Genomic DNA, 11,845 nt, shown 5'->3' on the forward strand with positions numbered 1-11,845 from the left:
CGGGGTGGGGTGCTAGAATGGGGGTTCTGTGCGGCTTTTGCTCCTTAGCGACCTCCACGCCAACCTCACCGCTTTAGAGGCCGTGCTGCGGCACGCGGAGCGGCAAGGGTGGGAACGCGCGCTCTTTTTGGGCGACGCCGTCGGTTACTACCCCGACCCCGAAGCGGTGATCACGCGCCTGCGCGAGCTGCCCCTCGAGGCCGCCCTGCTCGGCAACCACGACGCGCTGCTGCTGCGCACCCCACAGGGAACCGAGGCGCACGAACAACACGAACGCAACGTGGTCACCGACGTGCTTAGGCGCCAACGCGCGGAGCTCTCGGAAGGGGCGCTGCGCTTTCTCAAGGCGCTGCAACCGGCCGTCACGAGAGCGGCGTGGGAAGCGGTCCACGGCGCGCGCTCCGAACCCTGGCGCTACCTGAGCAGCTTGCGCCACGCCGAACGGGAGCTCCCCGCCCTAAACCGCGACCTCCTCTTTTTCGGCCACACCCACGTGCCCGCCGTGTACGCCTTTACCGAACAGGGCACCCTCGCGCTCTCGCGCAGCGTCCCCTTGAGCGTCCGCCCCGAAACCCCTACGACCTACCGCCTCCCCCCCAACGCCCGCGTGCTCGTCAACCCCGGTTCGGTCGGCCAACCCCGCGACGGCGTCCCCTTGGCCTCGTACATGATCTTCGACGACGAAGCGCGGCGTTTGACCCACTACCGGGTCGCCTTTGACCTCGCGCGCGTGAGGCGGCGGGTGCTCGAGGCCGGCTACCCCGAAGCGCTCGCCGCGCGCTTGGAGCGGGGGCAGTGAGCGTGGCCCCCGAGCACCCTTTGGCCGTCTTCGGCCACGAGGAGGCAAAACGCGTCCTGCGGACGCTGCGCGCCCACACCCTGCTCTTTACCGGGCCCCCCAGGGTCGGTCGGCGGCGCGTCGCGCGCTGGTACGCCGCGCTGCTCAACTGCCGCGCCCCGCAGCGCGGGGAGCCGTGCGGCGCGTGCGAGAGCTGCCGCCTCTTCGCCGCCACGCCGGAGGGTCCAGCGCACCCCGACTACCGCGAGGTCGCCCCCGAACGGGAGACCAAAGCGGGCCGCCGCAGCCGCCGCCCGCAGATCCGCATCGGCGACCTCGTCGCCCGCGACGACGCCCCCAACCCCTTGGGCCCCTGGCTCGAGGCCCGCCCCCGCTTCCGCACCCGCGTCGGCGTCATCGACGGCGCCGAGTCGTTGAGCGAGGGCGCCGCCAACGCCTTTCTCAAGTTTCTCGAGGAGCCCCCCTCGTACGCGGTCGTCATCCTGATCGCGCCGAGCGTGCAGAGCGTCTTGCCGACGCTCGTCTCGCGGAGCGCGCCCGTGCGCTTCGGCGCGGTCCACGTGCCCGCCAAACTCCCCGAGCCCCACCCCGCCGCCCGCTTGGGCCGCGCGGGCGAGCTTTTAGAGGCCGCCGCCCACCCCGACGCCTTTAGCGCGCAGCTAGCGGTGGTCGACCGCTACCTGTTGGGGTTAGGCAAGGGCCTCGAGGAGGCGCTCGAGCGGGCCGACGCGCTTGAAAAAGCCTGGTCCGAACGCGCGGAGGTCGCCGAGCTCCTGCGCGCCCGTTTGAGCGCGTGGCCGCCGGAGCGTTACGCGCGCGCGCTGCACGCTCTTGGGCGCTGCGAGGAGGCGCTCGCGGCCTACGCCGCGCCGAGCGTGGCGGTGCAGGTGTTGACGCTAGAGCTTCGGGAGCTCGTGCGGGGTGCGCGGGGGCGTTAGGTCCAGCTCTCTAGAGCGCCCAACTCAGCCAAAATCTCCTGCTCCGAATAGGTGCGCTCCGAGTAGGTGCGCCCGGGGCCCTCGGAGATGACCATCGAACCGTAGAACACGGGGCCCGTCCCCCCGAGGCAGCTGCGGCGGTGGCGCGCCCTGAAAAGGTGCAAGTTGATGGCGGTGAGGTCCTCTGGGGAGAGCGCCGCGAGCTCCTCACGGCTGACGCTCTGGTGACGCAGGCGGTAGACGAAGAGCCGAATCTGCTCGGGGGTCATACCTAAAGTTTAGCAACACGCGGGGGTGCGGGCTTTGTAGCGCACCCCGCGGATGGGTCGGGGTGTCGCGAACGCCCGCTATCGCGTACACTCGAGCACATCCGCACCGAGGGGGCCGAGAGGAGACCCGTGACCCGAGCCAGAATGCAGCGCCTGTTCGGCGCCGACGGCAAGTGTTTCGACGTCGCCATCGACCACGGCTTCTTTAACGAACGCACCTTTCTCCCCGGTATCGAGGACCTGGCGGGGGCCGTCCGGACGGTCGTGGCGGCCGGACCCGACGCCGTGCAGCTCTCCGTCGGGCAGGCGCCGCTCTTGCAGGAGGTGCCCGGCAAGGCCAAACCCGCCCTCGTCCTGCGCGCGGACGTCGCCAACGTCTACGGCCGCGAGCTGCCGCGCTACCGTTTCAGCCAGCTCATCGGGGCGGCCGTCGAGCAGGCGCTGCGGCTCGACGCCGCCTGCTTGTGCGTCAACCTCTTCTCGCTGCCCGACGCCCCCGAGGTGCACGCGCAGTGCGTGGCGAACCTCTGCGCGCTCAAACCCGAGGCCGAGCGTTACGGGATGCCGCTCATGGTCGAACCGCTGGTGATGAAGCTCGGGGGGATGGGCGGCGAGGTCAACGCCGCTAGGCGTCCCGGCGCTGCCGGTAACCTGTACGCCGTAGACGGCGACCTGGAGAAAATCCTGCCGCTGGTCCGGCAGGCCGTGGAGCTGGGCGCCGACGTCATCAAAGCCGACCCGTGCGACGACCTCAGCGAGTACCACCGCGTCGTAGAGGTGGCCGGCCGCGTGCCGGTGCTCGTGCGCGGGGGCGGCCGGGCGCCCGACGAGGAGATCTTGGCGCGCACCCACGCGGTGATGCAGCAAGGGGCAAAAGGCATCGTCTACGGCCGCAACGTCGTGCAGCACCCCCGTCCCGCCGCCATGACGCGCGCCCTGATGGCTGTCGTGCACGAGGGCGCGGACCCCGGCGCGGCCCTTACGCTCCTCCGGGGGGCCGCGTGAGCCGCCCCTTGCGCTTCGGCGTGATCGGCCTCGGGCTGATGGGGCGCGAGTTCGCCAGCGCCGCCGCGCGCTGGTGCCACCTCGAGGACCTGGGCGTCCACCCGGTCATCACCGCCGCGTGCGATACGAACCCCGGGGCGCTCGAGTGGTTCCGCCGCCACGTGCCGACGCTGCGCCTGGTGACGCCCGACTACCGCGAGCTGCTGGCGCACCCCGAGGTGGACGCGGTCTACTGCGCGGTGCCGCACCACCTGCACGAGCAGCTCTACTGCGACATCATCCGATCGGGCAAGCACCTCTTGGGCGAAAAGCCCTTCGGCATCGACAAAGAGGCGAACGCGCGCATAGGTGAGGCCATCGCCGCGCACCCGGAGGTGCTGGTGCGCTGCTCGTCGGAGTTCCCCTTCTTCCCCGGCGCGCAGGCGGTCTTTGGGGCGGTGCGCTCGGGGAGGTTGGGGCGAATCATCGAGCTCGAGGCCGGCTTTTTGCACTCGAGCGACCTCGACCCCGACAAACCCCTCAACTGGAAGCGGATGGCGCGCTTTAACGGCCTTTACGGCTGCCTGGGCGACCTCGGCTTGCACGTGCTGCACCTCCCGCTGCGCCTCGGTTGGCGTTTCGAGAACGTCCACGCGCTCCTCTCCAACCTCGTCCCCGAACGCCCCGACGGCCGCGGCGGGCGCGCCCCCTGCGACACCCCGGACAACGCCACGCTCGCCTGCGACGCCTACGCGGACGGCCCGGAGGGTAGGGTGACCTTCCCCGCCCTGTTGCACACCAAACGCATCGCCCCCGGCGAGACCAACACCTGGTTTATCCGCGTGCACGGGATGCGGGGCTCCGCCGAGTTCTCGACGAAGTACCCCAAGACCTTCCGCTTCATGACCTATAAGGGGGGCGCGCAGGTGTGGGGGCACCAGGACCTCGGTTTTGAGAGCGTCTACAAGACCATCACCGGGAGCATCTTCGAGTTCGGCTTCACCGACGCCGTGCTGCAGATGTGGGCCGCCTTCTGCGACGAGGTCGCCCACGGCCGCGAAAGGATGCGCGGGGGCTTCTGGTGCGCCACCCCCGAGGAGGCCGCCGAGAGCCACCGCCTCTTCACCGCCGCCCTGGCGTCGCAGCGCGCGAGGACGCCGTGAGCGCTTCGGGCACACCGGAGGCGCGGCCGCCCAAACGGGTCGTCGTCGCCGGGCACGTCTGCCTCGACCTCATCCCGAGCTTTGAGGCCACGGGCGAGGGGGCGCGGCTCGAGCCCGGCAGCCTGCTCGAGGTGGGCGCGGCGACGCTCGCCCCCGGCGGCGGGGTCGCCAACGTCGGCGGGGCGCTCCTCAAGCTGGGGGTCCCCGCGCGGCTTATCGGCAAGGTCGGCGACGACGCCTTCGGCGGACTTCTAGCGGGGCTCTTGGGGACGCCGAACCTCATCCGCGCCCCCGGGGAGAGCACCTCCTACACGGTGGTGCTCTCCCTCCCCGGCAGCGACCGCATCTTTTTACATCATTCCGGCTGCAATGACACCTTTACCCCCGAGGATATCGACTTCAGCGCGCTCGCGGAAGCCGACCTCCTCTACTTTGGCTACCCGCCCCTGATGCGGCGCCTCTACGAGGACGGCGGAGAAGCGTTTGCCGCCTTTTTGGAGCGGGTCAAAGGGCTCGGCCTCACCACCGCCCTCGACCTCGCCATGCCCGACCCGCAGGGGCGCTCGGGCCGCGCCGACTGGCCCGCCTTTTTAGCGCGAGTGCTGCCCTTTGTCGACCTCTTTATGCCGTCTCTGACCGAGGTCGCCTGGATGCTCGGGGAAGAGCCCTCGCCGGCGGACCCGGCCTCGCTGGAGCGGTTCGCGCGGGGGCTTTTGGCGTGCGGCGCGCGCGCCGTCGGGCTCAAGTTGGGCGAGCGCGGCCTCTACCTCAGGACCGCCGACGCGCCGCTAGCGCTCGGGCGCGCTGCCCCCGACGACCTCACCCGCTGGGCGGGGCGCGAGCTGCTCTCGCCGGTCTTCGAGGCCGCCGTGCGGGGCACGACCGGCGCCGGCGACGCCACCGTGGCGGGCTTTCTAGCGGGGTTCGTGCGCGGGGAGACCCCGGAGCGCTGCCTCGAGCTCGCCTGCGCGGTCGGCGCCGCCAGCGTCGAGGCCGCCGACGCGGTGAGCGGCGTGCCCAGTTGGGCGGGGCTCGGTGAGCGCTTGGCGCGCGGGTGGCGCCGCGCGGCGCCGCACCCGGGCGCTGCTTACGGGGACCCCGCGTACTGGCGCGCTGGACCGAACGGGGTGTGGCGGGGGCGGCGCGACCCGAGCTGAACTCAGCCGCGCGGCCAGATGGGGCGCAGCTCCCGCGCCTCGAGGGTTACGCGACCAGAACAAGGCGACGAGCACATAGTGCTGAGCAGAAGAAGTTGAAGCGCCTGCAGATCGCGCCGGCCTGCTCCAACTTGCCCGTCGACCGCGGGTGCGGATACTCGCACTGGACACGCCAAAGACCTACAAAGACATCAACGTGATGCGCGCCCTGGGGGTACCTTATAATCTTGGATACCTGACGTTTACCCGTATGGGCGGTGTGACGGATCCGTTCGAGGCCAGGCAGCTCTCGTGGAGGAGTCTTGTGATGACAACACTGACTCGTGAGCAAATCTCGCACCTGGTCCAGTTCATCCAACCGGCAACGACCCTTGCCACGCTGCCGGGCGCGGCCAACCTGAGCGGCGCGGGAAAGCGGCCGCCGAAACGGACGCGCGTTGGGTATGGATAATCCCCACGACCGTCATCAAGGCGCAGAGGAGGGTTGGCTTTTGCTCGCGGCTGGGCTTAGCTCACGCACCGAGAAGCTCGGCGCCGTGCTGGAAGCAGTCCTGTGCCAACCCAACCCGGTCGTGGACTTCCGGGACATCTTTGGCCGACACGGCCGGAAGGAGCTGCTGTTGTCCGATGGGTTGCAACCCAGTCTAGCGGGGCAGAAGACCATCTCGCGCAGCCTCGTCCGGATGCTGGCACAGCTATTCAGATAGAAGGTCCTTATGACGCGCACAGGCCATGAACAGCCGCGAGCGGCAACCACTTTCGACCTTCCGCCTCTGCCTTTGGCAGCTTGGCAGGACACAAAGACGACCCTGCACCTGTACGCTCAGATCGTCGGCAAAATCCGCATGGCGCTCCACCCCAAGCTCAACCACTGGTGGCACGTGACGCTCTACCTCTCGCCGAGGGGGCTCACCACCCACGCCATACCCACCGGAGACGGCCTCATTGAGCTCGAGTTTGACCTCCTGGACCACAACCTGATGATTCGCAGCAGCGACGGGCGGCACAAGGTGGTGGCGCTTTACGATGGCCTCAGCGTTGCCCAGTTCTACCACTCCGTGCTGGGAAGTTTAGCGCAGCTCGGGGTGGAGGTGGCGATCCTCGCCAAGCCTTACGATCCGCCGCGTGTCGGTAGTGACCTACCCTTCAAGGAGGACGAAGTTCACGCCCGCTACGACGCGGCTTATGTGACGCGCTTCTGGCGCATCCTCTCCTGGGTGCATGTCATTCTCCTGGAGTTTAAAGGTCGCTTCTACGGTAAAAGCACCCCCGTGCACCTCTTCTGGCACTCCTTAGACCTTGCCTATACGCGCTTCTCAGGACGTGAAGCGCCCATGCAGGGCGGCTCCCCCTCCGACCGCGAGGCGTACTCGCACGAGGTCATCTCCTTCGGCTTCTGGGCGGGCGATGAGAGCGTTTCCGCCCCCACCTTCTACGGCTACACCTACCCAGAGCCGAACGGCTTAAGGGGCGCGCCCCTCCTCCCTAAGCAAGCCCGGTGGGTAGACGCAGGGGGTGGTGTGATGGCGCTCCTTGACTACGACGACGTGCGCCGGTCGGAAGACCCGAGACAGACGCTCCTGAGTTTTCTGGAAAGCACTTATTTGGCGGGCGCAAAGCGCGCGGGTTGGGACGTCGAGGCGTTCAACCACGACTACGTGGACTACGTGCCGCTCGAGCTCCCTTAAAAGGGACGGGAAGCTGGACGCTAACCCAAGGCCCAACCATCACGAATATATCCAGGCGCAACGCTTCGAAGCGCACCTCGGCGAGCACAAGGCCGTCGCCGATTACCACCTGAAAAACGACGTCGTCATCTTTACACACACGGAGGTTCCGCCCGTTCTGGAGGGCCGAGGTGTGGCGAGCCGACTTATCCAAGCGGCGCTTGATGAAGCAAAGCGAGAGGGCCTTCCGGTCGTTCCCCTCTGCCCCTTCGTCGCCGGGTTCATTCGCCGGCATCCCCTACTACGTGCGCATCGCCCGCGGGAGCGCGCTCGCGATGCGCGAGAGCGAGTTCGTCCAGGCCGCCAGGGCAGCGGGCGCGCCGACGTGGTGGATTTTAGCGCGCCACGTGCTGCCCAACGCGCTCAGCCCCCTCGTGTGGCGGCGACTTTGGACGTCGGCTTTATGATCATGGCCGCCGCGGGGATGAGCTTCCTGGGGCTCGGAGCGCAGCCGCCGACCCCCGAGTGGGGGGTCATGCTCTCGGACGGCCGGCAGTACCTGCGGGTCGCGCCGTGGGTCTCGCTCCTGCCCGGCGCCATGATCTTCCTCGTGGTGCTCACGCTGAACCTCTTGGGCGACCGGCTGCGCGACCTCCTCGACCCGCGGGCGCTGGGGCGCTAAAGGCTGCTTTGGGTCGCTAAACCCGTTGGTGCAACCGCGACCCGCGGCGCCGGGGCCAATGGTCAAGGCGTGAGAACGTAGGCGAAGCCGCCCGCCGCTACGGGCACGCGGAGCTCCCCCTCGGTGCCCGTCACGGTCTCGGCGAGCCGACCGTCGCGACTGTACACGTAGGCGGTCGCCGCCCCCTCACCAAAGCGTACGACCGCCACGCGCCGCGTCGGCGCCCAGCTGTGCAGGAGCGTCACCCCGAGTGCCGCGCCGCGCAGCTCGAGCCGCGCCACCTCCGGCCGCAAGAGCACCGCGTCGAGCTGAGCCGGAACGCCGCCAACTTGTTCCACCGTGATGTCGGCCAGCCCCGCGCCGAGCGCCACCGCGTAGGGCGCGCGCGCCACGGACACGAACCCCTCGTTCTCCGACAGCCCGGGCTCCCCGGCGCCGCCGTGCCAGACGGTGCCGAAAGACCCCCCCGCGGCGCTCAGGCGCGTGCCGACGGCGAAGCGGTTGACCGGCTGCTGGAGAAAGACGGGCAGCGCGACGTAGCGACCGCCGCGCTCCAGCGTGGCGCCGAGGGTGACGCGGGCGCCCGGCTCGAGCGTCAGGTAGCTCCCGCCGCTCCACAGCGCCTCCCCGTTCCAGGCGCTCTCGGGGGTCTGGACGGCGGCGTCGCCGGCGACGGTGCCGACTTCAGCCTCGAGCAGCGCCCACGCGTCGTGGTGGACGCGCCGGAGGGTGCGGGCCCGCGCCCGCAGCTCGGGGTGGGCGTCGAGCGCGAGCATGCTCAAAAGGCCGTGGATGGTGCTCTCGGCGCCCGCGTTGCGGTTGATGCGGCCGTCGGGCTCGAGGCCGTCGAAGGTGCGCCCGGTTTGGGGGTCGTACATGGGCTCGCCCGCGCGGTTGTTGCCGAAAAACCAGGCCCCCGCGACGCCGGCGAGCTGCTCGAAGACCGCTTCATCGGTCGCGCGCGCCACCGCCAGGAGGTTTTGCAGCACGGCGTCGGCGCCGTAGGCGATCTGCACCGTGTCGCTGGGCGTCGGCGTCCATGCCTGGTCGGCGCCGCCATAGGTGAGTAGCAGCGGGACGAAGGTGCTCGCCTCGTGCCGCGCAAGCGCCGTAAACCGCGGTTCCTCTAATACCTCGCCGGCGACCGCGAGCGCCCCCGCCATCTGCGCCCCCCAACCGTGCCACAACGAGCGCGAGCGCGCCCAGGGGAGCGTGGCGCCGAAGGGCCAGGCGGTCGTCTCCTGCGTCTGCATCAGCGCGACCCCCTCGGCGAGCGCGCGCAGCGCCCTCTCGGCCCGCTCCCCGCCGCCCGCGCGCGCGTAAGCGGCGAGCCCGTAGATGGCCTCGCTCGCCGAGTCGGCGCCGTAGTTGATCAGCCACGTCGGCGTCGGAAAGCCGTGGAGCGCTTCGGTCGTCGGGTAGTGGACGAGCACCTGCCGCTCGAGCGCGCCAAGCGCGAGCAGCAGCCGCTCCTCCAAAAAGGCCGCGAACGCCGGGTCGTCGTCTCGGAACGCCTCGTAGCCCTCGCCGAGGGCCCAGAGGGTCCGCGCGAGCCAGAACGAGGGGCCCGAGTCGGAGGGGTCGGGCAGTTCGACCGGTTCGGCGCTCGGGTTGAGCCGGCCGTCCGGCTGCATCCAGAGCACGGGGTTCCCCTCGCGCGGCCCCGGCGTTAGGGTCTGCATGTAGGCGACCGCGCGCAGGAGGTCGAAGGCGTGGTCGCGGGCGCGCGCGTCCCCGAGCTGCCGCCACGCGCGCACGTAGACCACGGCGGCGCGGGTGAGGTCGTCGGTGTTGTAGGCGCCCTGGCTCCAGGTGTCGGTGTCGGAGTCGTACGCGCCGCCGCCGACCCAGCGGTACGCACCCGCCTCCGTGGGCTCGGCGTAGGTCCAGAGCACCCGCAGGGGCCGTTCGGGGCGGTAGGTCGTGTGCCCCTCCTGTTCGGGCGGCGTGAGGGTGTCGGTCAGAAAGTCGAGGTGGCTGAGGTTCGTGAGCGGCGCGGCGAGGGCGCTCCCCAGGGCGAAGAGCGCGGCGAGCGCTAGGCCCCTCAACCAGGACGGCCGCCGCGACCGAAGCGGCAACGCGAATGACGACACGAGCGACATGGCGGACGACCAACGATCCAACGAACGCACCTTCATCACTTCCTCCCCGGTCGGTGAGACCGACCTCCACCCGCAGCGACCCATGGCCGCGCCCGGGCGTGCTAGCCGTGCTCGAGGGTCCACGCAAGCAGCTCGTTAAGGTCCGCCGTCGCCAACCCGACGACCCGGTCGGCGCCGCCGTAGAAGAGGTACACGGTGCCGTTCACGACCGGGTTGGCGCAGCCGAAGACCACGTTGGGCACGTCGCCGCGGCGCTCCCACGGGGCGTTGGGCTCTAGAACCGTCTCCTTGGGCCGCTTCAGGACGCGGCGCGGGTCCTCGAGGTCGAGGAGCGCGGTCCCCATGCAGTAGACGTGCTCGTCGTCGTAGCCGTGGTAGATCATCAGCCACCCCGCCTCGGTCTCGATGGGCGGCCCCCCCGCCCCGACGCGCTTGCCGTCCCAGAGCCCGGGCCGTGGCCGCAGGATCTCGGCGTGGTCCCCCCAGACCTTGAGATCGTCGCTAAAGGCCAGCCAGATGCTCGGCGGGCGGCGGTGAAACGAGACGTAGCGGCCGCACACTTTACGCGGGAAGAGGGCGTGGTCCTTGTTGTCCTCGCCGCGCACCAAGGGCCCCAGCCGCTCCCAGGTGATGAGGTTGTCCGAGACGGCGAACATGGGCGTGATGCCTTTGGGCGTCTCGCCGACCTTCGGAAAGGGGCTCGAGCGGTCGAAGGCGGTGTAGGCCATGTAGAAGCGCCCGTCGAGCGCGGTCACCCGCGGGTCCTCGACGCCGCGCGCGTCGAGGTCGCCGCTCGGGCAGAGCACGGGCCGCTGCAGCCGGTTCCAGTTGACGCCGTCTTCGGAGACCGCGTAGCCGATGCGCGAGACGTAGTCGTGGCCCTGCGCGCGGTAGTGCATGTGAAAGAGGCCGTTGTGGTAGATCACCGCGGGGTTAAAGACGTTGAGCGCTTCCCAAGCGTTGTCGGGGTTCGGGGTGAGGACGGGGACGTGGTGGCGTTTAAACTTCACGGGGGGCTCCTGGGGGCGAGGTAGGGTGGGCTCCCGAACTCTTGCGCACGACGAGCGAGACGGGCAGCGCAAGGGACGCCGCCGCCCCGCCGCCGAGCAGCTCGAGCAGCGCGGCGGCGGCGAGGAAGCCGAGCCGCTGGCGGGGGACGTGGAGGCTCGAGAGGGGGGGCGTGGTGTAGCGCGACAGCTCGAGGTCGTCGAAGCCGACCACGGCGACGTCCTCGGGGACGCGCAGGCCGCGCTCACAAAGGGCGCGGAGCGCGCCGTAGGCGGCGGTGTCGTTGGCGGCGAAGATGGCGTCGGGGCGGGCGCGCGCGAGGAGCTTCCGGGCGGCGAGGTAGCCGCCTTCTAGGCCCAAGCGTCCCGCGGCGATGAGCTCGGGGCGCACCGCCAGGCCCGCCTCGGCGAGCGCCCGCTCGTAGCCGCGCCGCCTTTCGAGGAAGTTGGGGTCAAAGGGCGTCTCGGCAATAAAGGCGACCGCGCGGCGGCCGCTGGCCAACAGGTGCTGCGTCGCTACGTACCCGCCCGCTTCGTGCTGCACGGTGACGCTGGGGACACCCGGGGCACCCCAGCCCGCGCTGTCGGCGAGCACCAAAGGCGTCCCCGTGCGGTGCAGCGCCCTTAAAAAGGGGACGCTCAGGTCGCACCCGAGCGCGATGACGCCGTCCGCGCGCCCCCCCTGGAGGACGCGGCGGCGCGCGCGCTCCGCGCGCACCCGCGTGACGAGCAGGCTTAGGTCGTGGGCCTCGAGGCACGCCTCGATGCCGCCCACGACCTCGGCGTAAAAGGCGTCTAACAGGGCGGGGCCGTGGTTGCCCGAGACGAGCACCGCGACGGTGTGCGTCCGGCCCAGCTTGAGCGTCTGCCCCGCCGGGTTCGGGGCGTAACCGAGCTGCCGCGCGGTCGCGGCGACGTGCGCGCGCGTTGCCGGGTTCACGTCGGCGTAGCCGCGCAGGGCGCGCGACACCGTGGAGATGGAGACGCCGGCGGCGGCGGCGACCTCGCGGATGGTGACGCGCCGGCGTCTGGGGGGCGCCGCGGTGGGTTTGGGTGCCAAGTCGTCCACGCTCCAGA

The 11,845-nt window shown here is 70.3% G+C and carries 13 protein-coding genes and 1 pseudogene; 10 read left to right on the forward strand and 4 right to left on the reverse strand.

Annotated features, from left to right (window positions below):
• Positions 1 to 28: 28 nt before the first annotated feature.
• Positions 29 to 799 (forward strand): metallophosphoesterase family protein, encoded by a 771-nt coding sequence (locus TRAD_RS08985; protein WP_013178299.1) that lies wholly within the window; start codon positions 29 to 31, stop codon positions 797 to 799.
• Entirely contained in the window at positions 796 to 1,737 is a 942-nt protein-coding gene (locus TRAD_RS08990) for a DNA polymerase III subunit delta' (protein ID WP_013178300.1), read from the forward strand. Before TRAD_RS08985 ends, TRAD_RS08990 begins: the two co-directional genes overlap by 4 nt.
• On the opposite strand, the gene TRAD_RS08995 is transcribed toward TRAD_RS08990, so the two are convergent.
• Positions 1,734 to 2,006, reverse strand: a complete 273-nt coding sequence (locus tag TRAD_RS08995; protein ID WP_013178301.1) for a hypothetical protein — start codon at positions 2,004 to 2,006, stop codon at positions 1,734 to 1,736. The genes TRAD_RS08990 and TRAD_RS08995 overlap by 4 nt on opposite strands.
• A 129-nt stretch (positions 2,007 to 2,135) precedes the next feature.
• On the opposite strand from TRAD_RS08995, the gene TRAD_RS09000 reads away from it, so the two are divergent.
• From TRAD_RS09000 to TRAD_RS16630, 8 genes and pseudogenes are all read left to right on the forward strand, one after another.
• Entirely contained in the window at positions 2,136 to 3,011 is an 876-nt protein-coding gene (locus tag TRAD_RS09000) for a class I fructose-bisphosphate aldolase (RefSeq protein WP_013178302.1), read from the forward strand.
• A complete protein-coding gene (locus TRAD_RS09005) occupies positions 3,008 to 4,153 on the forward strand; it encodes a Gfo/Idh/MocA family protein (protein WP_013178303.1) in 1,146 nt (381 codons plus the stop codon). The genes TRAD_RS09000 and TRAD_RS09005 overlap by 4 nt, the downstream gene beginning before the upstream one ends.
• Positions 4,150 to 5,310 carry a carbohydrate kinase family protein gene (locus TRAD_RS09010; protein WP_013178304.1) on the forward strand — a complete coding sequence of 387 codons (1,161 nt, stop codon included), beginning with the start codon at positions 4,150 to 4,152 and terminating at the stop codon, positions 5,308 to 5,310. The genes TRAD_RS09005 and TRAD_RS09010 overlap by 4 nt, the downstream gene beginning before the upstream one ends.
• Positions 5,311 to 5,753: 443 nt before the next feature.
• On the forward strand, positions 5,754 to 6,017 hold the full coding sequence (locus tag TRAD_RS09020; RefSeq protein ID WP_148221220.1) for a hypothetical protein: 264 nt from the start codon (positions 5,754 to 5,756) through the stop codon (positions 6,015 to 6,017).
• Between the two features lie 9 nt (positions 6,018 to 6,026).
• Positions 6,027 to 6,998, forward strand: coding sequence for a DUF5996 family protein (locus tag TRAD_RS09025; RefSeq protein ID WP_013178306.1), 972 nt, complete (start codon positions 6,027 to 6,029; stop codon positions 6,996 to 6,998).
• Between the two features lie 109 nt (positions 6,999 to 7,107).
• Positions 7,108 to 7,215: pseudogene (locus TRAD_RS16805) on the forward strand (N-acetyltransferase); the annotation flags it as partial.
• A 97-nt stretch (positions 7,216 to 7,312) separates the two neighbouring features.
• The gene (locus TRAD_RS16810; RefSeq protein ID WP_425358648.1) at positions 7,313 to 7,444 is read left to right on the forward strand and encodes an ABC transporter permease subunit; all 132 of its coding nucleotides are present in this window, start codon (positions 7,313 to 7,315) and stop codon (positions 7,442 to 7,444) included.
• On the forward strand, positions 7,414 to 7,659 hold the full coding sequence (locus tag TRAD_RS16630; RefSeq protein WP_245523509.1) for an ABC transporter permease subunit: 246 nt from the start codon (positions 7,414 to 7,416) through the stop codon (positions 7,657 to 7,659). Before TRAD_RS16810 ends, TRAD_RS16630 begins: the two co-directional genes overlap by 31 nt.
• A gap of 62 nt (positions 7,660 to 7,721) precedes the next feature.
• On the opposite strand, the gene TRAD_RS09035 is transcribed toward TRAD_RS16630, so the two are convergent.
• The 3 genes from TRAD_RS09035 to TRAD_RS09045 form a co-directional block, all read right to left on the reverse strand.
• Positions 7,722 to 9,707, reverse strand: a complete 1,986-nt coding sequence (locus tag TRAD_RS09035) for a hypothetical protein (RefSeq protein WP_041947221.1) — start codon at positions 9,705 to 9,707, stop codon at positions 7,722 to 7,724.
• Between the two features lie 155 nt (positions 9,708 to 9,862).
• Positions 9,863 to 10,771 (reverse strand): glycoside hydrolase family 130 protein, encoded by a 909-nt coding sequence (locus TRAD_RS09040; protein WP_013178308.1) that lies wholly within the window; start codon positions 10,769 to 10,771, stop codon positions 9,863 to 9,865.
• A complete protein-coding gene (locus tag TRAD_RS09045; protein WP_013178309.1) occupies positions 10,761 to 11,837 on the reverse strand; it encodes a LacI family DNA-binding transcriptional regulator in 1,077 nt (358 codons plus the stop codon). Before TRAD_RS09045 ends, TRAD_RS09040 begins: the two co-directional genes overlap by 11 nt.
• Positions 11,838 to 11,845 lie beyond the last annotated feature (8 nt).

The organism is Truepera radiovictrix DSM 17093 (assembly GCF_000092425.1).
GTDB lineage: Bacteria > Deinococcota > Deinococci > Deinococcales > Trueperaceae > Truepera > Truepera radiovictrix.